Here is a 23,784-nt window from a genome sequence, read left to right as displayed (position 1 = left end):
CCAGCCGACTCAGCCCGTCGCGGCCGCACCGTACCGGGCGATCAGCAGACCGATGATTCCGGACTCCTGGCTCTGCGTGCTGATCATGTCGCGCGCCGCCTGCTCGACCGGACCGCCGGTGGACAGCTCGTCGAAGGCCTGGGCCATGGCGACGCCGCCCTGGTGATGGCGGTACATCAGGCGCAGGAACATCATTTCCGCCTCGGCTCCCCGGGCCACGGCGAGGGCGTCGAGATCGGCGCGAGTGGCCATTCCGGGCATCGTCGTGGCGCCGGCATGCCGGTGACCGGTGGGCATCCACGACATCGGGTGCGCGTTGGTCGGGGTCGTACCGGCCAGCCGGAGCCAGCCGAGCATCATGCCGACCTCGAGGCGCTGGGCGTCGGCGATCTGGTCGGCCAGTCGCCGCACCGCGGGGTCGACGTCGGGCGCGAGGCGCTCGACGATGGTCAGCGCCTGCTGATGGTGACCGGTCATGTCCTGCACGAAACCGATCTCGGTCGATGTCAATACCGGTGCGGCCGTGGGGATCTCGGGTACCACGAGCGGTCGCAGGGCCGCGCCGATCACCAGCAGGAGCAGGATCGACGTGGCGGCACCGAGCACCACCCGCGGCGTGCTGCGTCGGTAACCGACCGCGGCGGACACATCGCGTGTCGGCATTCGCTCGCTCATGAGCCGATGGTCGAGCGCTGGTCGGCGGGCGGGGTGTACACCTCGGGTGACAATTCCAGGGTGAGCAGGCCGTTGTCGGCGCAGGCGGCCCACAGCTGGTTGCCACGCCATTCGGGGGCCGAGAAGCACCAGTCCGTGGACAGGTCACCGAAGGCCACGTCGCCGGTACGCGAGCTGGTCGCCTGCTCGGGATCGAAGGCGCCCGACTCGACGGCCTGCATCACCGATGGCGCGCTGAGGAGCGGGACACCGATGATCGAGGCGAGAGCGTGCGGGGAGTTCCACAACTCGCTGTTCTGGCCGGTGCGTGCCGGTGGGTTGAAGTAGGCGATCTCGCGCACCTGGAACGGATCGCGCACGTCGAACACCCGGATGCCGGAGGAGATCCAGCCGCAGGCGAGCGCGGTGGGATTCACCGGCCGGTCGGCGGAGCAGTAGTGGGCGTCGTAGGCGAACAACGACCCACCCATGCTGGAGGCCATCGCGCTGTCGCGGTGCTGCGAAAGATTGATCTCCAGCTTGATCGTGTTCACCACGCGCGGCTGGGTGTCGTCGGAGATGTCGATGAGTTTCACGCCGCCGGAGCCCGCCTCGTCGGCGCTGAACAGGTACGGCACGCCGTTGTAGGTGACCGGCACGTTCTGCTGGGTCGCCCAGCCGTCGGTCCAGGTGAGCTGGGCGATGATCGGCACCTGGGGGTCGGGATCGCGCCGCTGCACGGCGGAGGTGTCGAGGATCGTGAGCCCACCCATGTTGTCGGCCAGATACATCCGGTTGCCGTCGGCGCGCAGGCCCATACCGTGCATGGATTTGCCGGGCATGCCCTGCCAGATCACGCGGGGCAGAGCCGGGTCGGTCAGGTCGACAGCGCTGACGATGCCGGGAACGACCCCGGACGCCCAATAGGTGCGGCCGTCGGGGGAGAAACCGCCCTCGTGCGCCGTGATCTGCACCGGCAGGGTCGGATCGGTGCCCGGGCCGGGGTTGAGCAGACGCGGGTGCGCGCAGTCGGAGATGTCGTAGACCGAGATCAGCCCCGCGCCGGTGAACGCGGGAACCCCGGTGCCGACCAGCAGCTTTCGCTCGGAGTTGACCTTGAGACTCTCCCAGGTTCCGGCCAGCATCGCGGGTTCGGTGAGCGTGGTGGTGAGCACCGGATTCGCCGGATCCGCGACGTCGATCACCTGCACGCCTTGCGCCGGGCCGAGCAGGTTGCCGGGGAAGAAGCTACCCAGATAGACGCAGTGGTCGAACTGCGTCGAGGTGATCCCCGCGCCGCGACCCGCGTAGCCGCCGATACGGGTGATGTTGCATCGGTAGCCCTGAGTACTGCGGCCACTGTCACGGTCGGCGGCCGGCACGTCGCCCTGCAAGCCGGGTTCGGGGAGCGCGTCGCCCGTGCAGGCAGCCCGGGCGACAGCGGTGTCGGCGATGTCGCGACTCTCCAGCACCCGCCCCGAGGAGTCCGGTTGTGCGGTGCCGATCGCGGCGGGGACCAGCAACGCGGCGGCCGCGGCGACGAGCAGACGTCGATAGAGGGTTCTCATTCCGTACTTTCGTGATGGAGGGCGAGGGTGACCAGGGCCGCGGCCGTCTGGCGGCAGAAGTGTTCGCCGTCCTCGTCGCCTCGGGTGAGTGCGCGCAGCAGGGTCGCGCCACGCAGGAATTCGAAGAGCAGGTCCGGATCGCAGGCAGGGGAGACCTGGCCGGTTTCGACGGCCGCATCGATGGTGGCGCGCAACGCGACTCGCGCCATGCCCTCGCCGCGGTCGCGCAGTCGCCGGTAGCTCTGTTCGTCGTCGTGGTAGGCCGAGAGCAGGCCGGGGATGCCGGAGCGGGCCGCGGGATGGGTGGCGGCGGTGAAGAACAGCCGGGTCCAGGCGAGCAGGTCCGCGCGGATGTCACCGGTGGGCTGCGGGACCACCCCGGTGTCGAGCGCGAAGATCGCGTCCTCGACGAGGTGGATCTTGTTCGGCCACCGACGGTAGATCGAGGTGGCGACCACGCCCGCGCGGCGCGCGACGCCCTGAATCGTCGTGGCCTGAAAACCCTGCTCTACCAGCAATTCCTGCGTGGCGCGCAGCACTTGCTCGTCCAGTTGTGGGTCCCGTGGACGACCGCGGCCCTGGCGGTTCTCGATCTGTTCGGTCACCGATCACTCCTCCTTCGACGTCGGCAGAGCGTAGCCGAGATCGGATCTTTTTAAAAACGCTACATGGTGTATTTGAATTCGCTAACTTGAAACCTGTTCCACCCCCCACTCGTGAAGGACCCCCATGCTGACTCCCCAGGACGAACTGCTGTGCCACCAATTGCCGACGACCTTCGACCACGTCGTCCAGAGCGACCTGCGCTGGACCGAGCGCGTCGTGCTCTACGGCTTCGACACCACCGGCCGGGTCAGCGTCATGACCGGCATGGCGCGCTACCCCAACCGCAATGTGATGGACGCCTACGCGATGGTCACCATCGACGGCAAGGCGCATGTGGCGCGCCTGTCGCGTGAGATCGGCGGCAAGTACGACGACCTGGGCGCCTGGCAGGTGGGCCCCTACCGCTACGAGATCACCGAGCCGCTGCGCGGGGTTCGCGCGAGCCTCGGCGACAACGAGCACGGGCTGCGCCTCGAGCTGAACTTCAGCGGTCGGTTCCCCGCCTACGAGCAGGAACCCGCGTTCTTCCGCACTCGTGGCCGCGTCCGCGAGGACGCGCGACGCTACTACCAGAACGGTGAGATCTCCGGCTGGCTCGAGGTCGACGGTCAGCGGATCGACATCGACCCGAGCACCTGGTGGTTCGGCCGCGATCACTCGTGGGGCACCAGGCACGGCGGTGGCGGCGGCAGCCTCGGCGAGGGCAGCGGTCTGCAGCCCTCGGAGATCCCGGACGGTGTCCTGTACTTCATGGGCATCTTCCAGTTCGACGACGAGCTGGTCCATTTCGCTCAGCGCGAGACCGCCGACGGGCAACGCTGGCACTTCGAAGGCTCCATCCAGCAGCCCATCGAAGCGCAGGCGCCGACCGTGCCGATCATCGGCGTCACCCATGACCTGAAGTTCCGCGACGACTTCCGCATCGTCACCGAGGGCGCGTTCACCACGACCGCCGCCGACGGCAACGTGCGCACCTTCTCCGTGACGGCGCTACACGATTTCTGGCCGGGCCTGGCCGGCTACGACATGTACCGCGGTTACGCCTCCGGTATCTGGAAGGGCGAGTCCTACAGCGACGGCTTCACCGTCGACCTGGCCGATACCGGGGAGCTGCGGCAGGTCAGCATGCTCACCGAGACCTTCTGCAAGGTCGAGAGCAGTGACGGGAAGGTCGGCTACGGCTTGGTGGAGATGGTGTTCATGGGCCGCAACGCCCGCTACGGGTACGAGGGCTACTGATGACCGCTCGACCCACGGCAGCAGACCTGCCGACCGCCGTCGTGCCCGTCCTGCGCGAGGAGTTCCCCGACGCGCGCTCCGCCCGGGTATCGAACTGGACGGCCAGCCCGCGCGGGCTGGCGACCGAGACGTTCCTGTTCGACCTGGAACGCGACGACGCCGAGCAGGTGTCGCTGGTGCTGCGCCGCCCGCCCGAGGTCGCGCTGTTTCCCGACTACGACCTGCTCCGGCAGGTGCTGGTCATGCGCAGGCTCGCGGGCACCGGCCTGCCGGTACCCGCTGTCCGCTGGCTGGATCGCGGCACCGAGGCGCTCGGCAGCCCGTACTTCGTGATGGACCGGATCGAGGGCTGCGCGCCCGGTGACCTGCCGTCCTATCATTCGGCCGGACTGTACTTCGATGCCGAGCCCGCCGAGCGGGAAAAGATGTGGTGGGGTTGCGTCGACACCATCGCCGAGATCCACCAGCTCGACTGGCGCACCCTGAATCTGGACTTCCTGGCGTTCCCGCAATTCGGCACGAAACCACTCGAGCAGATAGTCGGCTACGTCGGCGCCGCTCTCGACTGGGCGTCGACCACCGCGCCACCCGCGCTGCGTCGTGCGGTGGACTGGCTGCGCGCGAATTCGTACGAACCCGACCACATCACGCTGTGTTGGGGTGACGCACGCATGTCGAACATTCTCTACGACACCGAATTCCGGGTTGTCGGCGTGCTCGACTGGGAGATCTCCTACATCGGCGACCACGAAGCCGACCTCGCCTGGATGCTGTTCCTCGACTGGGCGTGTTCGGAATTCCAAGGCACCGAACGGCTTCCGGGCACACCGACCAGGCAGCAGACCATCGCCCGCTATGAGGAACGCAGTGGGATGAAGGTGCGCAACCTGCGCTACAACGAGATTCTGGCGGCGGCCCTGCTCAGTATCCCGCTGCTGCGGATGGCGCACCGGTTGCAGCTGCCGCCGGAGGTCGATGTGACGGCGTTCTGTGTCCAGCGGATCGAGCAGTTGCTGGCCGAGGACTGATTGTGGTCACGGGTCGCGGCAGCGCCGAATAACATTACAGTCTAGTATGTAATGGTGACTTCGGAATCCTCGCCGCGACCCGGTCGGCCGCGTGACGCCGACAAAGACCTCGCCGTGCTCATCGCCGCCCGGCAGCTGCTCGCGGAGGTGGGGTATCCGCAGACCACGGTGGTGGCGATCGCCAAGCGCGCCGGCGTCAACACACCGGCGATCTACCGGCGCTGGCCGACTCGGCAGGCCTTGCTGGAGGAGGCCATTCACGGTCCCGGCGCGTACGCGCCGCCGGAGCCGACCGGCGATCTGCGTGCCGACCTGGCGACCTGGGTGCGCATTTTTCTCGCCCGCGCGGACAGCCCGGCGGCGCGCGCCGGAGTGCCGGGTCTGCTGGCCGACTCGCAGACCGAAGAGGCGCGGCGACGGCTGCTGGCGATCGGTGCGCCGGTACGCAAGGCCTTCGCCGAGTTGCTCGCGGGCGCGGTCGACGACGGTCGGCTCGCGCCCGCCGTCGATCCGGAGCTGGTCTTCGAGATCCTCGCGGGGACAACGACATTCCACGCGCTGTCGCGAGGCGGTGAAGACGCCGAGCGGTTCGTGACGCGCATGGCGGACGCGCTGTACGTGCTCGTGAACCCGCGCTGAACCGTCGCTCGCGGCGAATTCTCCCCTGGGTCGTGCGATAACGTTACATGCTACTATGTAATTATGATCGCAGTGCTTCCGCAGTTCACGGCGGACCGATGAAGGTCGATCTCCAGCTCGACGCCCGCCCCGACGAAGTCGTCTCCCGCACTGCCGAATTGACCGCGTGTGGCGCCGACGGCCTGTTCACCTTCGAAGGTCCCCATGATGCGTTTCTGCCGCTGATCCTGGCGGCCGGCGGTGCCGAACCTGTCGACCTCATGACCAATGTCGCCATCGCACTGCCACGTAGCCCGCTGCACCTGGCGCACGCGGCCTACGATCTGCACCTGCTCAGCCGTGGCCGGTTCCGGCTCGGACTCGGTTCGCAGACTCGCGCGCACATCGACAAGCGGTACGGCGGCCAGTGGTCGCGGCCCGCGGCACGGATGCGCGAGATCGTCCAAGCGGTCAAGGCGGTCCTCGACGCGTGGCAGAACGGGACCGCGCTGCGCTTCGAAGGGGAATTCACCCGGCACACCCTGATGCCGCCCACCTTCGATCCCGGCCCGAATCCGTATGGGGTGCCGCAGATCTGCCTCGGCGCGCTCGGCCCGATCATGACCAGAACCGCGGCCGAGGTGGCCGACGGGCTGCTGGTCATGCCGTTCAACAGCGCCCGCCATTTCGCCGAACGCACCGTGCCGGCCATCGAGGAAGGGCTCGAGCGTGCCGGGCGTGTGGCCGCCGACCTGGCGATCTATCCGCAGGTGATCGTCGCGATGGGCCGGACGCCGCGCGAACTCGAATCCGCCGCCGTCGGGGTACGGCGGTTGCTCGCCTTCTACGGATCGACCCCCGCTTACCGCCCGGTCCTCGAGGTGGAGGGATGGGGTGAACTCCAGCCCGAACTGAACGCGCTGTCCAAGCGCGGCCAGGTCGGCCCGATGACGGAGCTGATCGACCACCACATGCTGCGTACGCTCGCCGTCTACGGCACGCCCGAGGAATGCGCCGACCAGATCGTGGCACGTTTCGGCCGGGTCGCCGACCGGATCTGCTGCTATTTCCCCGGTTACACCGCTCCGGACGCGCAGATCAGGGACCTGGTCACCGCATTGCAGGTCGTATGAGCGGCGTCCGGATCGAGATCTGCGACGGCGTCGCCGTGGTGACTCTCGATCGACCGCAGCGCCGCAATGCCTTCACCGCCGCGATGGGTCACGCGCTCGGCCGGGCCTACCGCGACCTGGATGCCGACGCCGCGGTCCGGGTGATCGTGCTGACCGGTGCCGCCCCGGCCTTCTGCGCGGGAGCGGACCTGGGCGGCGGAACGGCCACCTTCGACGGTCCCGACCGCGCCACCTTCTCCGCCTCACCGGTCGACCCGCCCGCCTTCGCCCTGCGAAAGCCGGTGATCGCCGCGGTGAACGGACACGCCATCGGCATCGGGCTGACCCTCGCCATGCAGGCCGATATCCGCCTGGTCGCCGACGACGCCCGTTACGCCATTCCCCAGGTGCGCCTCGGTGTCGTGCCCGACGCGATGGCGCACTGGACGGTGGCCAAGGTCGCCGGGATGTCCGTCGCCGCCGACATCCTGTTGTCCGGACGCACTTTCGACGGCGTCGAAGCGGTCCGGCTCGGCCTCGCCAGCCGGTGCCTGCCCGCGGCCGAAGTACTGCCCGCCGCCCTCACGATGGCCACCGACATGGCCACCTACGCCTCGCCGACATCGATGGCAGCGAGCAAGCGACTGCTGTGGGACGCCGCGATCCACGGCTATGGCCCCGCCAGGGTCGCCGAGCTCGAAACCGAACTGCACCTGCGCGTGATGGGCAGCCACGATGCCGTGGAAGGGATGCGCGCCCGGCTCGACCACCGCGCCCCGGTCTGGTCCGCGTTGTCGAGCGAGTGCCAGGACCGAACGCCGTCGTGACCTTCCAGCCTTCAGGAGCCGCAGATGTCCCTAGCCGTAGACCTCGACCAGCAGGCACTCGCGGAATCGGTCGCCGCCTTCGCCCGCAAGCTCGCACCGCTGTCGCGGACGCGTGAACACCTCGCCGACTACTCGACCGGCGCCGGACCGTCCGACACCTGGACAGCCCTGTGCGATCAGGGATTACACGCACTGCACCTGCCTGCTGTCTACGGTGGCGACGAGTGCGGGCTGGCCACCCTCGTAGTGGCGGTCGAGCAACTGGGCGCGGCCCTGTTCCCCGGCCCGTACCTGCCGACTGTGACCGCGAGCGCGCTCGCTACGGCGGCGACGGACGCCCCGGCACTGTCGACGGCGTTCAGCGCGGGCATGACCGGATCGGTCGTCACCGGCGCAGGACTTCGCGCCGAACCCGACGGAGACGGCTGGGTGGTCTCGGGGACCTCTGATCCGGCACTCGGTCTGCCCGGCGCCCAACGGGTGGTGGTGCGGGCCGATATCGACGGTGACGCGATCCTGTGGTTCTGGTTCGACCCCGCCGACACGGTTCCGTCGGGCTCGTCGGCCCACGTGACCACCGCCGAGGCCGTCGACCTGACTCGTTCCCTCGGGCGCCTCGCGTTCGACGCCTATCGGGTTGAGCCCGCGAACGTGCTCGACGGCATCGACCCGGCCCTCGCCCAGCTGTGGACGACCACCCTTGCCGCGGCGGAGGCGACCGGAATCTGTCGCCGGCTGCTGGACACCACCGTCGACTACATTCGCGTCCGGCACCAATTCGGGCGCCCGATCGGCAGTTTCCAAGCGGTACAGCACAAGACGGCACTGATGCTGGTCCGCGCCGAGGTGACGACCGCGGCGACCTGGGACGCCGGTCGCGCCGAGTCCCAATCCACCGAGCAGCGCCTTCTCGCCGCCGCGAGCGCCGCGCTGACCGCCCTACCCGCCGCGATCGATCAAGCGGTGGATTGTGTGAGCCTGCTCGGTGGCATCGGCTTCACTTGGGAACACGACGCCCACCTGTACTGGCGGCGGGCGATCGCGTTGGCTGCCGTGATCGGCGGCGAGGACGCGGCGGCGCGCGAGCTGGGACAGCGGTGCCTGCGCGCCGAGCGCGATTTCACGTTCGTCACCGCCACGACCTCGCCGGCCCTGCGTTCGACCGTGGGTGCCGTGCTCGACGAGGTCGTCGCCTTGCCCGACGACGAGATCCCCTCGGCGGGTTGGGCTCCCGCGCGCGGCGGATCCCGTCGTACGCGGCTGGCCGCCGACGGCCTGGTCGCCCCGCACTACCCACCCCCGTACGGACTCGGCGCCGGTCCGGCCGAACAGGCTGTGATCGCCGACGAATTCGCGCGCCGCGGTCTCGCCCAACCCGAGCTCGGAATCGGCGGATGGGTGCTGCCCACCCTGATCGAACACGGTGACGACGAACAGCGCGCGCGGTTTGTCACCGACACCCTCCTCGGCCGGATCATCTGGTGTCAGCTGTTCTCCGAGCCGGGAGCGGGTTCGGACTTGGCTGGGCTGTCCACCGCCGCGCGGAAGGTCGCGGGCGGGTGGGTGATCACCGGGCAGAAAGTGTGGAATTCCCAAGCACAGGAAGCGGATTGGGCGGTCTGCCTGGCTCGCACCGATGCGACGGCGGCCAAACACGCGGGCCTGACGTACTTCCTGATTCCGATGGATTCCGATGGTGTCGTCGTCCGCCCGCTGCGTCAGGCCACGGGCATCTGGGAGTTCAACGAGGTCTTCCTCGACGAGGTCTTCGTGCCCGACAGTCAGGTGGTCGCGAATCCCGGTGACGGTTGGCGGATCGCGGTCACCACCCTGTCCAACGAACGATTCGCCATGGGCTCGGCCACCTTCGGTCACGGCTCGAGCGCTCTGGTGCGCCGGCTGCTGGATTCCGGTGACCACGCGGGCACTCGCGACGACGTGATGCGTGTCCTCGGCCGCAATGCCGCACGCGAGCTCTCGGTCGCCGCACTCAACCTGCGCAATGCCGTAGCGGGGACGAACGGTATCGCTGACGGCGATACCGCGGGCAACAGCGTTCGCAAGGTCTGGCACGCCATCGCTCAGCGCGATGCCACGCGTGCCCTGGTCTCTGTTCTCGGGCCGCGCGCCGCCGTCGGCCACCCCGAACAGCCCTACACCTTCGACTTCCTCGGCCTGCCCGCCATCCTCTTCGGTGGCGGCACCATCGAGATCCAGCTCGATATCATCGCCCGCCGAGTGCTGAAATTGCCCCGGTGATCACCGGACCGGGCTCCCGCGCGTAGTGCGGTGCGTAGCCCGCGCCGGATGGTTCCCGGCTCGGCGGGGACCGCGGTGGCGAACTTGCGTTCGGATGCGGTTTCGGGTGCGTCGTCGGTGGTTGCCAGCAGGAAGGTGTCGGGCAGGGCCAGTTTGTTGATCGTGCGCAGAGTGAGCAGGTACTGCCGGGGCAGCGGGCCGGTGGTGTAGGGCAGGTCGTATTTGTCGCAGAGTGCGCGGACCCGAGTTGCTATCTCGGCGTAGCGGTTGCTCGGCAGGTCGGGGAAAAGGTGGTGCTCGATCTGGTGGGAGAGATGGCCGCTGAGGAAGGCCAGGATCGGGCCGGCGTCGAAGTTGGCGGAGCCGAGCATCTGGCGCAGGTACCACTCGCCGTGCGTCTCGTGCTCGATCGCTTCCGGGGTGAACTTTTCGGCGCCGTCGGGGAAGTGGCCGCAGAAGATCACGACGTAGGCCCAGAGATTGCGCAGCGCGTTGGCGGCGATGCTCGCGGTCAGGGTGCGGCGCCAGCGCCGTCCGCTCAACATCGGGAAGAACACGTAGTCCTTGGCCGTCTGCCTGCCGATCTTGCGGACCAGCGCCCGGGTGTGCGCGGTCTTCTCGGTGGCGGTCTCGGCGCGGTCGCGTTCGGAATACAGCCCGTGCAGGGCGATACCCCATTCGAAAGTGGCTGCCAGGAGCAAATTCTGCAGCGGTTGCAGGAGCAGGCGTGGTCGCCACTGCTGGTCTCTGGTCACCCGGATGACGCCGAATCCGACGTCGTCGTCCATCCCGACCACATTGGTGAACATGTGATGGCGGTAGTTGTGCGAGTAGCGCCACTGTGACGACACCCCGGCCATGTCCCATTCCCAGGTGCGGGAATGGATCTCGGGATCGTTCATCCAATCCCATTGGCCGTGCGACACATTGTGGCCGATCTCCATGTTCTCGATGCTCTTGGCCGCGGCCAGCGCCGAGGTGCCGACGAGCCAACCCAGTCGTGAGCCGGTGCCCGCCAGGAGCAGTCGCGCACTCGCGTCGAGGATTCGCTGGAAGGCGATCGTGCGCCGGATGTAGTCGGCGTCGGGGGCGCCGCGCCGCTCCTCGATGTCGCGCCGGATCGTGTCGAGTTCCTCGCCGAGGGCTTCGACATCGGCTCTGCTCAGGTGCGCGTAGACCGCGACTTCGGTGATGGCCATGATTCCTCACTGGTCGTACCGCTGATTCTACGTCCATCTACAGCAGACGTCTACAGCGTAGACTAACGGTATAGACGCACACAGTGACCGCTGTGTGACGGAGTCGGCGGGAGCCGGGACAGGAGCGCCGGATCATGACGCGAACATCGGCCGGACGTGTTCCCGGACCGCATTCGGATGCCTCGACGACCTGGTGGCCGCACGGTGCGGATCTGACCGCCGAGCTGCCCGATCTGCTGGCGCGGCTCGAGCCCCAGCGCGGCCCGGTGCATCGGCTGAGCTACAACATCGACGAATGGCCCGCTGCCGCACGGACTTTCGATCATCGAGGTCATCGGGTGCGCTTGGACGGTTACCACTACATGCGACCGCACACGGTCGATGTGCTCGGCGTCGACGGCCACTGGTTACACCTGCGGGTGGTCCCGGCCGACATCGACGGCGAGTCCGCCGAGCAACGCTGGGAGTCCGAGGGTGGGGCCGAACCGGACAGTGATCAGCCCGAGAGGTGACTCAGGGTCGCGGTGAGGCCGGTGAGGAGGATATCCAGGCCTCGCTCGAGTTCGGCCGCGCCGTCGTAGGCGGCCAGTATCGGTGCGAGCTCACGCACCAGGGGGAACTCGGTGATCGGCAGCCGATGCAAGCCGAGCCGCAGGACCTCGTCGGATTCCTCCGGCCGCTCGATCACCTCTTGGAGCTCGTTGAGTACGTGACCGTAGAGGAATCCGAACAGGGCGCGGTAGACGTGCAGCGCGTCGGCGCCGGAGAACCCGGCGTTGGTGAGCAGTCGCAGGATGTTCTCGAGCGGCCGGACCACCGCGATCGGGCGCATGCCGAGCGGGGTCGACAGCGGCCGGGTCACCAGCAGCGGGACGACATTCGGGTGGGCCAGCGACAACGCGCGGAAGGAGCGCGCCACCGCGCGCAGCTGTGCCGCCCAGTCCGGATCGTCGGCATCGACCACCAGCTGTTCGAACACCATCTCGGCCACGCCGTCGAGCACGGCGGCCTTGTTGGGCAGGTGACGGTAGATCACCATCGGGTCCCGGCCGACCGCTTCGGCCAGCCGCCGCATCGACAGTGCGTCGACGCCGTCGCGATCGACGATCATCAGCGCCGCGGTGAGCACGGACGCCCTGGTCACCGCGTTGGCGGGACGGCGGGCGCCATCTGTCGAATCCTCGGCCACGAGGCCACCTCCGTCTGATCCAGTTTCGTTGCCAGTGTAGACCTACAGCGTTGACAAGCAAGCTGCCCGAGGCGTCTACTGGAGGATGTACAGGTCCCCGGAGCTGATACCGATTCCTCGGATCCCGGCCGAAAGGACCGTCATGCGCCTTCGCGAAAGTCGTCATCCCGACGCGGCACCCGCCCGCCACGAGGTTCCCCCGCTCTATACGCCGCGACTGCGGATACGGGCGCGTTCTGCGGCCGACCATTACATCGACGGCGCCTGGTGGCCGCGCTCGGACGACCTGTCGGCCGAACTGCCCGACTTGCTCGCCGTGCTCGGGGTACGGCTGGGCCCGGTCTGGCGCGTCGTGTACGACCCCTCGTGCTGGGCGTCCGCACCTTCTCGGATCACCGTCGCGGGGGAGACCGTCCGGCTCGATGCCTATCACTTCGAGCTGTGGAACACGATGTACGTGTTCGGGCGCGACGCGGCCATGATGGTGCTGCAGGTGATCCCTTCCGGCACCGACGCCCGAATCGCCCACGAATCCCTGATGGCCGCGGCCGAAGCCGACCCCGAGGACAGCCCGCCCCCCGCCCTCGATCCCCAGACGACAGACACTGCGGACAACGATCGGCAACCGTTCGGAGAACCGACCCGGACGCCGCGACTCCTGTTGCGCGGCACCGAAAGTCATGCCGAGCTGTTCGACGGCGCCTGGTGGCCGAGGACGGAGAATCTCACCGCCGAACTCCACGATCTGATCAGCGCCCTCACGCCCCGCCTGGGCCGGACGGCGCGAATCAGCTTCGACTGGAACGTGACCAGCCGCAACCAGCGCCGCATCGACCGCCCCGACGGTGTCGAACTGCGGGCCCCCGACATCGGCCAGCTTCCCGACACCATGCACCTCGCCGGCGCGAACGGCGTCCACCTCACCCTGCTGGTGATCCCCGCGGACACCCCGATCGACGTGGCGAACGCCCAGCTCCTGCACGCCGTCGGCCGAGTCGGCCCCCATCCGCCGACCACCGGCTGACTCGGCGTCGGAGAACACCCGTCACGAGCCGGCGTCGGGAGTACCAGGCTCGCCGGATGTACGGACCCACGACGACGACCTGCACGGCTGATTCGGAATCAGGTCGAGATCAGCTCTGGTCGAGGTAGTTTTCGACGGCCGTGCCGACGGCGCGAGCAACGGTGGCGAGCGCTTCGGGTGAGGTGGTGTTGTCCGGTGTATCGGCCGGGGTGTGGAAGGCGGGAGTGATCCCGACGAACGACATCAGCGGCGCGGGGCTCACATCAGCCCACAGTTCGCCTTCGCCGAACCACTTCGGCGGGTTGAGGATCGGTGCCAGCCCGGCCGTGGCGAGGGCCTTTTCCACCGGGCCGTAACGGCTTTCGTCCATCCTGACGAACAGCGAACGCCCGACGGTCGGGAGGTGGTGCGGGCCGGTCACCGGTGGTGCGAGTTCGAGGGGTGTCTCGGGTGCTTTCCGCACTCCCAGTGCGACATTGGCGCCCAGATGCACGATCAGCGCGGGATCCATGTCGAAGGTGCGCAGGTAGTGCTGCAAACCGATGTGGTGCAGGATCTCGTGTCCGGGCGCTCCGACGACGACCACCGGGTGCCGTCCGGCGAAGCGCTCCGCGAGAGCGAACGCGACGGCGATGCCGGTCGCGCGTTCGGCCGCGCATCCGAACCAGCCACTGAGCGGTGTCGCGAGCAGGAGGGGCGCGGCGTCGGCGTTGGCCGCGGCGAAGGTGGCGATCACGTTCGTGCTCGAGCCCGCGACTGTCTCGGCCGAGAAGCGGAGGTGGACCGATTTCGCGGCGAGGTCGTCGGCTACCCGGCCGGGTACCAGGACCACCGGCATCCGGCCGACGACGGTGGGATACCGGTTGGGCATCACGAGCTGACCCAGCGGGTTGAGAGTCGCGATCACCGCGGCAGCCGCACCCGCATTCTCCGCAGCCGTGATCGCGGCGTCGAGGTCGGCGGAAGTGCGGTCGCCCTCGGTGGCGTGCACGGCGGCCGTATACGGGGAGTCGGTCTCGCGCACGCCGACGCTCTGGTAGTACAGCGCGTCCGACTCGACCGGCTCTCCGTCGATGGTCACCTGGGTTTTCGCGACGTAACGGTCGAACGTGAATCGCTGGTATTCGATGCTCGCGCCCAGGCTGGTCAGCTCGTCGGCGAACAATGCGTTGGTGTCGTGGTCGACGTCGGTGCCGACGCGATGGTCACCCATGCTCGCGTACTTCTCGACGAACTCGTAGAGCCGGGTGCCGTCGGCCCATGACCCCGGTGACGAGCTCATCGGCTTGCCACCACCCGGATCACCGGCGGGTGCACGAGGCTCCGGCCGACCACGCAGTATCGCTCGGTGAGTTCGGCGAGTTTCGCCAATGCGGCAGCGTCGACGTCGGCCGAGGTCGTGACGGTGATCGTCACCGTGATCGGCGATACCCCGACTTCGGCGGTCCGGTCGATACCGAGGGTGCCGGCGGCGTCGAACGACCCGGTCGCCTCCACTTCGGCGCCGGTGATGGGCAGCGCCATGGCGGTGGCGACGCTGCGGCAGGTCACCCCGGCGCAGGCGGCCAACGCCTCGAGCAGCATGTCGCCGGAGCAGGCATCCGAACCGCCACCACCGGTCGCCGGATGCAGCCCGGCGCGCACGGGCCCCGCGAATGTCCGCACGGTGCAGGTGATGCCGGGGTCGGCGAACGAACCCGCCGCACACAGGGGCGTGACTGCAGCGGCCCGGTCGTCCCGGTAGCGCTGTTTCACCGCAGCTTGCAGGGCTTTCAACTGCGCCGCCGTAGTCATCTGTCGAGCGTAGTCCGCTGCGACGGCGGGGCTCTGCAGGCTGCGCGGATCGTCGAGCAGCGAGTACCGTGAAGACCGGGGACCGCCGTTCGGACCGGTGTACCGTGTGGGCCGCGCTCGAGCACAACCAAGGGGCATCCGATGCCGATATTCATGGTGGAGCGGCAATTCGCCGAACAGCTCGAGGTGGCCCCGGAGACCGCCGCGGAGATCAACCGGATCAACGACGAGTTCGGGGTGCGCTGGCTCAGTTCGTTTCTGTCGCTGGACAAACGCAAGACGTTCTGCCTCTACGAGGCCGACAACGTCGATGCGATCCGCGCCGCCGCAGTCAGGGCCGGAATCCCCGCCGACGCCATCATGGAACTGTCCGGAACCATAACCCCGGACGGAGCCTTCGCTCCGCTGTCCACCGCAGACGGGCTTGCTTCCGGCTAGAGCAGGCCGTGCTCGGTGGCGAAGATGGCGGCCCTGGTCCGATTGGGCGCGGCCGTCTTGATCAGGATGCTGCGTACATGGTTGGCGGCGGTGTTGGCGCTGATGAACAACCGCTCGCCGATCTCGCGATTGGACAGTCCGTCGGCGACCAGGCGGAGCACATCGACCTCGCGATCGGTCAGCCCGTTCGGCAGCGTCAAATGCTCGCGGCGCGGCGCCGGGTCCGCCTCCAGATCCCGCAGAATGCGGCGGTGTCCGATCCGCCGTGCCAGTGCGCGTGCCTCGGTGGCGAGGTCGGCGGCGGTAGGTCCGGGCACGGCGGCGGGACGACGCAGCCGGTGCCGATACCAAGCCGCCAATGTCTCGGCCTGGTGAGTCACCGCTCCCATCCGGCGGTCCATCGCGAGAGCTCGCTCGAAGTGCATGTCCGCACCGCCTGCACCGAGCACCGAGTCCAGTTCGGCGAGATAGCGATCCGCACTGCCGAATACCGCCACGCTCGCACCGGCCATCAGATTGGCGCCGGCGTACTCGGCCATCAACGGGCGCAGGGTCGCCGCCACCTCGGTGTCGTCGAGCCGGACCGCCGCCTCGGTGGCGAAAGCCAGCACGCCCGCCCATTGGGCGCCGAAACGGTGATCGGCGAGTCGTTCGCAGAGGTGAGTCAGCAGGCGCGCGGCCGGCTGCCACATCTCCAGTTCGGTGTACAACGCCAAGAGTCCCGGCAACCAGTGGTCGTCGAAGCTCTCATCGCCGGACACGAGCGGACGAACCTGCTCCAGCCCACCGGTGACCCGCCGGAGCATGAACTGCTGCACACCCCATGAGCCCTCGGTGGCGCCGCCGAACTCCTGGGCGAACTGGTCGTCGAGCCAGTCGATGATCCGCTCGGTACCCGCGAAGTCGCCGACGGCGAACCGGTGCGCGCACCGCGAACATCCGGCGACATACCGGAAGAACGGCTGACCCCGAGCCAGCGCCAACTCGGTCAGGTCGCGCTGGGCGCTGCTCCAGGCCACCGCGTCGCCGAGCAGGTAGGCGAACACCGCGCGGTGGAAGGCGGCGGGTCCCCGGTAGTCGTCGTCACCGAGGCGCGCCCCGATGTCGTTGAGCTCGATCGCCCGTGCCAGCAGTTCGGGTGCCAGGTCCGGGCGCATACCCTGCCACAGCGTCGTGCACAGGGCGTGCGCGAGCAGCTCCGGATCACCGATGACCCTGGCCCGCGCCAACGCATCCTCACCGATCCGGCGAGCCTGCCGGGAGTCGCCGGTGAACGACGCGGCACGCCCCATGCTCGCGCGAGCGCGCACCGACAGTGGGTCGTCAGGGTTCAAGGCGGCGGCGCCCAGAGCTTCGCTCAGCAGCGCCAGCGAGCGCTGACCACTCGCGGAGGGCCGCCACGACGCGTTCTCGTGCCCGATCGCGGCGGCCAGCCGGACGCGCGGATCCCCGTCCGTGGCCAGCTCCTCGTAGAGCCGACGGGCGGTGTCGAAGTCGCCACCGTGCAGGTGACAGCGCGCCGCCGCCGAGAGAAGCTCGACCCTGGTCGGGCCGTGTGCGGCATGCGCCTGCGCGGCGCGCTCGTACAGCGACGCCGCCTCGCGATGGGCGATGCCACGCTCGGCCTGGCGGGCCGCGAGCACCAGGTAGTGCACCGCCTTGTCCGCGTATCCGAGGGCACGGGCCCGGAAATAGTGATGAGCCAGTGCGGCGACCCGGGTGGGGTCGCGCTGCTCGAGGGCGAGCGCGACCCGGGCATGCGCGGCCGCCAGATCGCCCGCCGACATCCGGTCGAGCACGGCCTGGCGAGCGAGGGCGTGCGCGAAGCGATACTCGCCGTCGGCGGTCCCCGCGACGAGAAGTCCGGCACGCACACCGAAGTCGATGCCCGCGAGGACCTGGTTCGAGTCGAGTCCGTCGGTCAGGATCTCTGGATCGACGACATCACCGGCGACCGCCGCCAGTTCGATCACCCGCGCGTGGTCCACATCGAAGGCCGCCAGCCGACGGGCCAGCGCATCCTGGACCGATCGCGGTGCGGCGACAGCGGAACGTACCGCGGTCAAGCCGCCGCGGGTCGCCAGGTCGTGCCAGTACTCCTGGAGGAAGAACGGATTCCCGCCGGTGTGGTCGCGCAGTACCGGCGCGGCCGAGAGCGCCGAGCCCCGCGACACCCCGGCCGCCCGGACGAGGTACTCGGCCACCTCCTCGGTGCTGAGCCCGGCGAGGTCGATCCGGGCGACACCGTCGAGACGATGCAGATCGGCGAGGGCGAAGCTCACCGCGTCCGTACGGTCCGGTGCGGTCGTCCGCAAGGTCGCCAGCACGAGCAACCGCTCACCGGCAGTGGACTCGACCAGATGAGACAGCATCGCCAACGTCGGTTCCGATGCCCAGTGCAGATCCTCGAGAACGAGCACCAGCGGGCAGCGCTCGGCGGCCGCCAGCAAGACCCGCATGAGGGCGTCGAAGAGGGCGGGTCGCGAGTCCCGGTCACCCGGATTCGGTTGCGCCGACGGCCAATACCGCGACACGCTCGTGGTGAGCCGCAGCAGCGGGGCGGCCGCGGTGGGCGCGATAGCGCGAAGGGCTTCCGGTGGGGCCTGCTCGATCGCCTGCTCGAGAATCGCGACGAAGGGCCGGTACGGGATGTCGAGGTCTTCGCGGCACGCGCCCCACAGCACGGTGGCGCCCTGCGCGCGCAACGCGGTGGCCGCCTCACTCACCAACCGGGTCTTGCCGACGCCCGGCTCGCCGCCGACGAAGACGACCTGCCGCCGATCACTCTCGACCGCCGCCCACACGGCCTCGAGCCGCGCGACCTCCGCGCCGCGACCGACAAAGGCCGTACCGCTGCTCGGCGACGCCGATTCGGTCACTCTTCGACCTTAGCCGGATTCGACGCCCATCGAGATAGTCCGATCCGACCCCCTCGCGCCCGCGCCGATTCGGTCAGATCAGGTCAGGTGCGCGGCACCGGTTCTCCGTAGCGTCACAGGTAACGCCGACCGAGGAGCACATCATGGCGACGAGGATCGAAGACCTGCCCATCGAGGTCGCCCAGGGCGAGTTGACCACCCGGTACATCGAGTGGGGCGACATGGCGGTCCGGTACGCCAGCGTGCCGCCCGAAACCGACTTCGGACCGGTCCTGCAGGGCCTCCCCGACGACCGTTGCCCCAGCCCACACTGGGGAATCGTGCTGGAAGGATCGTTGCGGCTCGAGCACGCCGACGGCACGGTGGAGACCGCTGCCGCGGGGGAGGTCTACCACTGGCCTGCCGGGCACACCGCCACTTCCGCCGGGGGAGCCGTCTTCCTCGAAGTCGGCCCGGTGGCGCAGATGCGTCAGTTCCACGACCACGTCCTGCGCCTGTTCGGCTGATCGCCGCACCGGCCGACCCTCAGGGAGCAGAAATGAACGGCACACCAGCACTGACCATGCTCGAAGCGGTCCGCGGCGAGGTGATCACCGCGCAGTCACCCGGCTACGACCAGGCCCGTTCGGTCTACAACGGGATGATCGACCGCAAACCTTTCGCGATCGTCGGCGCGGTCGACGTCGCCGACGTGCGCGTCACCATCGACACCGCCCGGGCGAGCGGGCTCGACCTCGCTGTGCGCGCGGGCGGGCACAGCGTGCCCGGTTTCGGCACCGTCGACGACGGCATCGTCTTGGACCTCAGCGCGATGAAGGGCATTCGCATCGATCCCGACAAGCGGATCGCCCGGGTCCAGGCAGGCTGCACCTGGGGCGACTTCGACCACGCCGCACACACTTTCGGCCTCGCCACCACCGGCGGCATCATCTCGACCACCGGTGTGGCCGGCCTGACGCTCGGCGGTGGCATCGGCTACCTCGCCCGTGCCTACGGGCTCTCGATCGACAACCTGCGATCCGCCGACGTCGTCCTGGCCGACGGCACTTTCGTCACCGCGAACGTGACCGAGCATCCCGATCTGTTCTGGGCGTTGCGCGGTGGCGGCGGCAACTTCGGTGTGGTGACCGAGATGGAGTTCGACCTGCACCCGGTGGACACCATCTACGGCGGACCCATGTTCTTCGAGCTCGAAGAAGCCGAACAACTGTTGCGGACCTACCGCGACTGGATCGCCGCGGCACCGCGCGCGATGGGCGCCTTCCCCGCCTTCCAGATCGCCCCGCCGCTACCGTTCATCCCCGAAGACCGGGTCGGTGAGCCCTTCGTGCTCCTGGTGTCGTGCTTCAACGGCAGCGACGAGGAGGCCGAGGCACTGCTCGCGGACCTGCGCGCGGTCGCGGCACCGGTCGCCGAGCACGTGGGCCGCATGCCCTACCCGACCCTCAACGGCGCGTTCGACGCGCTGCTCCCCGCCGGGTTGCAGCACTACTGGAAGGCGGCCTTCCAACCCGAACTCACCGACGGCGCTCTCGCCACGCACCTGGAGTTCGGTCCACGGGTGCCCGCCATGCAGTCCACCATGCACCTGTACCCGATCGACGGCGCCGTCCACGACGTCGCGGCGGAGGACACCGCGTTCGCCTACCGGACCGCGAACTTCGCCCCGGTCATCGCGGGCATGTGGCCGGATGCGGCCGACAACGAAGCCAATATCGAGTGGGTGCGCGACTACCACGCCGCGCTCGAACCGCATACCGCCGACGGTGGCTACATCAATTTCATGGCCTCCGACGACCAGGGCCGCATCCGCGCCAACTACGGGCCCAACTACGACCGCTTGGCGGCGATCAAGAAGGCCTACGACCCGGCCAACCTGTTCCATCTCAATCAGAACATCGCACCGGCGAAGTAGGACCACGAATGCACGGCCCGATGGGACGAGGCGCGGCGCATCAGGCCGTGCGCGCGGAGTCCGGCGAGGTCGCGGTGATGCGTCGTCTGCGCGACGGCATCATCGTGGTCGGGTGCGAAACGCTCCAGGCCGCGCTCTTGCAGATGAACTCCTTGAGGCGCGCGGCCGGTCGTCCGGTGAGCGCGGAGGACTTGGGCTGGTCGTCGGGGGTGACCCACTGCACGAGGGCGTCGCGGCGGCCGAGGCTCACGCACTGGCCGGTGTAGCCGATTTCGTTGCGCGGCACCGGGCGTCCGGTCAGGCGGGCGGCGATGGCGTCGGCCGCCTGGTACGCCGTGGGGACACCGGAAGCGCAGGACATACGCAGCGGGTCACCGCCCGCGCCGGGGGCGAGTGCGGCATCACCGATGGCATAGACGTCGGGATGCGAGATCGAGCGCATCGTCTCGTCGACGACGATCCGACCGGTGTCCGACACGGTCAAGGTGGTGGCCGTGGGGATCGGATGGACCGCGAAACCTGCTGTCCACACCGTCATCTCGGCCTGGATGACCGCACCGTCACCGGTGACTGCACCGGTTTCCAGCACGCGGGCGATATCGGTGTGCTCACGCACCGTGATGCCGAGCCGGTCGAACGCGGCGCGCAGGTGTCGACGCGCTTTGTCGCTCAGCCAGTCGCCCAGGCCACCGCGCGCCACGAGCACGACGCCGAGATCCGGTCGGGCTTCGGCGATCTCGGTGGCCGCTTCGATGCCGGTGAGACCACCGCCGACGACCAGCACGGTCGCACCGGCGCCCAGGCTCGCCAGCCGCGCACGCGTGCGGAGCGCGGACTGCTTGCCCGCGATGTCGTACGCGTGCTCGGCCACACCCGGCGCACCGGAAGCGGCAGTGCTGCCCAGGGCGTAAACCAGTGTGTCGTAAGCGATCTCGTTGCTGTCATCGACGGATACCGTCTTGTGGTCGACATCGATGGCGGTGACCCGCCCCAGCCGCACGCTCACCCCGGTACCCGCGAAGACCTCGGTCAGCGGGCGGCTCTTCAGGTCCTGTCCGGCCGCGAGCTGGTGCATACGGACCCGTTCGACGAACTCCGGGTCGGCATTGACGACGGTGATGTCGACGTCGGCCGGGTGCAGCCGCTTGGCCAGACGTCCGGCGGCGTTGGCTCCGGCGTAACCGGCGCCGAGAACGACGATGCGATGCTTCATGGTCTCACTCCTGTCTGGGTGGTGTTCGCTTCCTGAACCGGACAGCGATGCGAAACCTGACAGCACTGGAATGTGAGCTAGATCACCAGCCCGTGAGGAGTGGGTCGGCGTGCTGATTCGTCGCCCAGTGCCAGGTTGCCCGCTCGAGCTTGGCCGGGTTGGCCTGGGTGTGCACGGCCACGATCCCCTCGGTCGTCACGTCGAAGGTGATGAGGGCGACGACGCGGTCGGCGGCCACGATCACCAGCGCGGGAACACCATTGGCGACGGCGGCGAACAGGTCGGCGCGGCCGCCGATCATCGCCCACTTGTGTTCGTTCGGCACGAACAGGCGACGCAGGAACCGCGCCACCTGCAGCGAGCCGGTGATCGGCCGGTCCAGCGACGGAACCACACCACCACCGTCGCCCGCGCTGATCGCGTCGTCGGTCAGCAACCGGATGAGCGAGTCGGTGTTGCCGCTCAGTGTGGCGGCCAGGAATTCCTCGACCACCTTGCGCGCGGCCGCCTCGTCGACGTGCACGCGCGTCCGGTCGTCGGTCACATGCTGTTTGGCGCGCCGGTAGATCTGGTAGCAGTTGGCCTCGGTGATATCGAGGATGTCGGCGATCTCGTTGTGCGCGTAGCCGAATGCCTCGCGCAACACGTACACGGCGCGTTCCCTCGGCGAGAGCCGTTCCATCAGGGTGAGTACGGCCATCGACACCGATTCGCGCTGCTCGACGGTGTCGGCCGGGCCCGTGATCGGGTCGGTGGCGAAGACCGGCTCGGGTAACCACTGGCCCACATACGCCTCCCGCCGAACCCGCGCCGACGTGAGCTGGTTGAGGCAGATATTGGTGAGCACCTTCGTGAGCCAGGCGGCGGGCGTCTCGACGAATGCGTGGTCGGCGGCGTGCCAGCGCACGAAGGTGTCCTGCACCGCGTCCTCGGCATCGCTCGCCGAGCCCAACAGGCGATACGCGATCGCCTCTAAACGCGCCCGTGAGTTCTCGAACTCCGCGAGCTCGCGCGTACCAACCGACATGGGTCGAAGCTAGTGGTTCCCGGACCGGTTCGCGAACTCGGGCGCTACTGGCAGTTGCGTTCATCGGTCCCGTCGCCGCAGTCGTCGTCGCCATCGCACAGCCATTGTTTCTGAACGCACCGATCGTTGTCGCATTTGAATTCTGTCGGTTCACAAGGGAACCGGCCGCCGTGACATTCGGTGCGGGTATTTCCCGGTCCGAATTCGAAGGACACCAGCGCGTCGGTGCCTACGGGGCTGGATTCTGCTTCGGCTGGTGCGACCGCCAGGGCCAGCGATAAGGCGGCGGATCCAAGCATTGTCGCGATAACGGAAACAGCACGCATGAAAACCCTCCATAACTAGTGGGGACACGCTTGCGGAAATGCGGTATTCCGGCAGTGTATGACGGTGACGCGGAAATTCTCGCAATGCGGTGAGGGGCACGTCCGCGCGGTCTCAGCGAAGGCCTGGTTCGACGTAGCGCTCGACGAGCAGCCGCTCTTCGGCCGGATCGTCCAGTGGCCAGGTGAGCAGCGACATCACGACTCGAACGATCCATCGCGCCGCCGCGTCGTCGGGGGCGACACCGGTGAGTGCGGTCGCGAATCTGCCGAGTTGCGGTGAAGCCGCGAGATAGCTGTCCGCGCGGGTGGCGCGGGATCGCGCATACCACTGGGCCAGTACCGGATTCGTGCGGACCGCGTCGACCGATGCCAGGATCGCCTCTACGACGCGACGCGACCCGTCGAAGGGTTCGACGGCGAGGGCGACTTCCTCCGCGACCACGGACGCGGCACGCGCGATCACACCGTCGACGATGGCCGATTTCCCGCCGACATGCCGGTACAGCGTCGCTCTCGAGCAGCCCGCGCGCGCGGCGACCTCGTCGACGTTCACCGCCTCGATGCCTCGTTCGAGAATGAGTGCGGTTGCCGCGGCGTGGATTCGTTCGGCGGCGATGTCGCGACGACGCCCACCGGCGAGCCAATCGGCTCGATCATGATCTGTGATGGGGTGCCTCCAGCAGTTGGAACGGGCCTGCGTGAGATCTCATAGTGAGACAGAATTGCGTTTGTGTCTATCATCGCCGTGCGCGAAAGGGCCGCCGACCAGCTTCGATGGCCTGAGCCTCGTCGGCGTTGAGACAGATGAAACCGCAGGTAAAGGCGTTGAATCGCAATTCTCCACGTGATCTTGACACCCCTGTTTCGGA

Annotated in this window: 23 protein-coding genes; 11 read left to right on the top strand and 12 right to left on the bottom strand. The window is 68.4% G+C overall.

All coding sequences use genetic code 11. The features are described from left to right. Nucleotides 1-9 precede the first annotated feature (9 nt). From HYG95_RS01595 to HYG95_RS01585, 3 genes are read right to left on the bottom strand one after another with little or no spacing between them, the layout of a single operon-like run. On the bottom strand, nucleotides 10-663 hold the full coding sequence (locus HYG95_RS01595) for a DUF305 domain-containing protein (RefSeq protein WP_181696469.1): 654 nt from the start codon (nucleotides 661-663) through the stop codon (nucleotides 10-12). 8 nt (nucleotides 664-671) lie between these two features. Next, nucleotides 672-2,222, bottom strand: coding sequence for an LVIVD repeat-containing protein (locus tag HYG95_RS01590; protein ID WP_181696219.1), 1,551 nt, complete (start codon nucleotides 2,220-2,222; stop codon nucleotides 672-674). Then, nucleotides 2,219-2,827: a TetR/AcrR family transcriptional regulator gene (locus HYG95_RS01585; protein ID WP_181696218.1), complete on the bottom strand. Its 609-nt coding sequence runs from the start codon at nucleotides 2,825-2,827 to the stop codon at nucleotides 2,219-2,221. Before HYG95_RS01585 ends, HYG95_RS01590 begins: the two co-directional genes overlap by 4 nt. Nucleotides 2,828-2,951: 124 nt before the next feature. On the opposite strand from HYG95_RS01585, the gene HYG95_RS01580 reads away from it, so the two are divergent. The 6 genes from HYG95_RS01580 to HYG95_RS01555 all read left to right on the top strand — a co-directional run bounded on the left by HYG95_RS01580 (nucleotide 2,952) and on the right by HYG95_RS01555 (nucleotide 9,911). Next, a complete protein-coding gene (locus HYG95_RS01580; protein ID WP_181696217.1) occupies nucleotides 2,952-4,067 on the top strand; it encodes a hypothetical protein in 1,116 nt (371 codons plus the stop codon). Further along, on the top strand, nucleotides 4,067-5,095 hold the full coding sequence (locus HYG95_RS01575; protein ID WP_181696216.1) for a phosphotransferase family protein: 1,029 nt from the start codon (nucleotides 4,067-4,069) through the stop codon (nucleotides 5,093-5,095). Before HYG95_RS01580 ends, HYG95_RS01575 begins: the two co-directional genes overlap by 1 nt. Nucleotides 5,096-5,149: 54 nt before the next feature. Then, the gene (locus tag HYG95_RS01570) at nucleotides 5,150-5,734 is read left to right on the top strand and encodes a TetR/AcrR family transcriptional regulator (RefSeq protein WP_370465643.1); all 585 of its coding nucleotides are present in this window, start codon (nucleotides 5,150-5,152) and stop codon (nucleotides 5,732-5,734) included. A 98-nt stretch (nucleotides 5,735-5,832) separates the two neighbouring features. Continuing rightward, entirely contained in the window at nucleotides 5,833-6,846 is a 1,014-nt protein-coding gene (locus tag HYG95_RS01565) for a TIGR03617 family F420-dependent LLM class oxidoreductase (RefSeq protein WP_181696214.1), read from the top strand. Then, entirely contained in the window at nucleotides 6,843-7,652 is an 810-nt protein-coding gene (locus HYG95_RS01560; RefSeq protein WP_181696213.1) for an enoyl-CoA hydratase/isomerase family protein, read from the top strand. The genes HYG95_RS01565 and HYG95_RS01560 overlap by 4 nt, the downstream gene beginning before the upstream one ends. 24 nt (nucleotides 7,653-7,676) lie before the next feature. Then, nucleotides 7,677-9,911 (top strand): acyl-CoA dehydrogenase, encoded by a 2,235-nt coding sequence (locus HYG95_RS01555; RefSeq protein WP_181696212.1) that lies wholly within the window; start codon nucleotides 7,677-7,679, stop codon nucleotides 9,909-9,911. Here the strand turns inward: HYG95_RS01555 and HYG95_RS01550 are convergent. Next, the gene (locus HYG95_RS01550) at nucleotides 9,806-11,110 is read right to left on the bottom strand and encodes an acyl-CoA desaturase (RefSeq protein WP_181696211.1); all 1,305 of its coding nucleotides are present in this window, start codon (nucleotides 11,108-11,110) and stop codon (nucleotides 9,806-9,808) included. The two genes, HYG95_RS01555 and HYG95_RS01550, sit on opposite strands and share 106 nt — an antisense overlap. Before the next feature lie 134 nt (nucleotides 11,111-11,244). On the opposite strand from HYG95_RS01550, the gene HYG95_RS01545 reads away from it, so the two are divergent. After that, nucleotides 11,245-11,622, top strand: coding sequence for a DUF5994 family protein (locus HYG95_RS01545; RefSeq protein WP_181696210.1), 378 nt, complete (start codon nucleotides 11,245-11,247; stop codon nucleotides 11,620-11,622). Here the strand turns inward: HYG95_RS01545 and HYG95_RS01540 are convergent. Next, complete coding sequence (locus HYG95_RS01540) at nucleotides 11,607-12,254, bottom strand: TetR/AcrR family transcriptional regulator C-terminal domain-containing protein (protein ID WP_370465662.1); 648 nt, start codon at nucleotides 12,252-12,254, stop codon at nucleotides 11,607-11,609. The two genes, HYG95_RS01545 and HYG95_RS01540, sit on opposite strands and share 16 nt — an antisense overlap. Before the next feature lie 187 nt (nucleotides 12,255-12,441). Here HYG95_RS01540 and HYG95_RS24625 point away from each other — a divergent pair, with 187 nt between their 5' ends. Further along, nucleotides 12,442-13,323 (top strand): DUF5994 family protein, encoded by an 882-nt coding sequence (locus HYG95_RS24625; RefSeq protein WP_255494924.1) that lies wholly within the window; start codon nucleotides 12,442-12,444, stop codon nucleotides 13,321-13,323. 109 nt (nucleotides 13,324-13,432) lie between these two features. Here the strand turns inward: HYG95_RS24625 and HYG95_RS01530 are convergent, their stop codons facing one another. Then, complete coding sequence (locus HYG95_RS01530; protein ID WP_181696209.1) at nucleotides 13,433-14,605, bottom strand: hypothetical protein; 1,173 nt, start codon at nucleotides 14,603-14,605, stop codon at nucleotides 13,433-13,435. Further along, the gene (locus tag HYG95_RS01525) at nucleotides 14,602-15,117 is read right to left on the bottom strand and encodes an OsmC family protein (protein ID WP_181696208.1); all 516 of its coding nucleotides are present in this window, start codon (nucleotides 15,115-15,117) and stop codon (nucleotides 14,602-14,604) included. The genes HYG95_RS01530 and HYG95_RS01525 overlap by 4 nt, the downstream gene beginning before the upstream one ends. A 141-nt stretch (nucleotides 15,118-15,258) precedes the next feature. On the opposite strand from HYG95_RS01525, the gene HYG95_RS01520 reads away from it, so the two are divergent. Next, on the top strand, nucleotides 15,259-15,555 hold the full coding sequence (locus tag HYG95_RS01520; RefSeq protein ID WP_181696207.1) for a DUF4242 domain-containing protein: 297 nt from the start codon (nucleotides 15,259-15,261) through the stop codon (nucleotides 15,553-15,555). On the opposite strand, the gene HYG95_RS25075 is transcribed toward HYG95_RS01520, so the two are convergent. Continuing rightward, nucleotides 15,552-18,434 (bottom strand): helix-turn-helix transcriptional regulator, encoded by a 2,883-nt coding sequence (locus HYG95_RS25075; RefSeq protein WP_181696206.1) that lies wholly within the window; start codon nucleotides 18,432-18,434, stop codon nucleotides 15,552-15,554. The two genes, HYG95_RS01520 and HYG95_RS25075, sit on opposite strands and share 4 nt — an antisense overlap. Nucleotides 18,435-18,577: 143 nt before the next feature. On the opposite strand from HYG95_RS25075, the gene HYG95_RS01510 reads away from it, so the two are divergent. After that, complete coding sequence (locus tag HYG95_RS01510; RefSeq protein ID WP_067487616.1) at nucleotides 18,578-18,940, top strand: hypothetical protein; 363 nt, start codon at nucleotides 18,578-18,580, stop codon at nucleotides 18,938-18,940. 32 nt (nucleotides 18,941-18,972) lie between these two features. Continuing rightward, nucleotides 18,973-20,349 carry an FAD-binding oxidoreductase gene (locus tag HYG95_RS01505; RefSeq protein WP_181696205.1) on the top strand — a complete coding sequence of 459 codons (1,377 nt, stop codon included), beginning with the start codon at nucleotides 18,973-18,975 and terminating at the stop codon, nucleotides 20,347-20,349. Nucleotides 20,350-20,389: 40 nt separating this feature from the next. Here HYG95_RS01505 and HYG95_RS01500 read toward each other — a convergent pair whose 3' ends face one another. The 4 genes from HYG95_RS01500 to HYG95_RS01485 all read right to left on the bottom strand — a co-directional run bounded on the left by HYG95_RS01500 (nucleotide 20,390) and on the right by HYG95_RS01485 (nucleotide 23,516). Next, nucleotides 20,390-21,562 carry an NAD(P)/FAD-dependent oxidoreductase gene (locus HYG95_RS01500; RefSeq protein WP_181696204.1) on the bottom strand — a complete coding sequence of 391 codons (1,173 nt, stop codon included), beginning with the start codon at nucleotides 21,560-21,562 and terminating at the stop codon, nucleotides 20,390-20,392. 82 nt (nucleotides 21,563-21,644) lie between these two features. Next, nucleotides 21,645-22,589, bottom strand: coding sequence for an RNA polymerase sigma-70 factor (locus HYG95_RS01495; protein WP_181696203.1), 945 nt, complete (start codon nucleotides 22,587-22,589; stop codon nucleotides 21,645-21,647). Between the two features lie 44 nt (nucleotides 22,590-22,633). Continuing rightward, nucleotides 22,634-22,915 carry a hypothetical protein gene (locus HYG95_RS01490; RefSeq protein ID WP_181696202.1) on the bottom strand — a complete coding sequence of 94 codons (282 nt, stop codon included), beginning with the start codon at nucleotides 22,913-22,915 and terminating at the stop codon, nucleotides 22,634-22,636. Between the two features lie 112 nt (nucleotides 22,916-23,027). Continuing rightward, nucleotides 23,028-23,516, bottom strand: a complete 489-nt coding sequence (locus tag HYG95_RS01485) for a TetR/AcrR family transcriptional regulator (RefSeq protein WP_370465661.1) — start codon at nucleotides 23,514-23,516, stop codon at nucleotides 23,028-23,030. Nucleotides 23,517-23,784: the final 268 nt, after the last annotated feature.

The organism is Nocardia sp. GTS18 (assembly GCF_013839555.1).
Classification (GTDB): Bacteria; Actinomycetota; Actinomycetes; order Mycobacteriales; family Mycobacteriaceae; genus Nocardia; species Nocardia rosealba.
The sequence above is the reverse complement of the archived record's forward strand: the minus strand, read 5'-3'. Positions and strand labels throughout refer to the sequence as shown.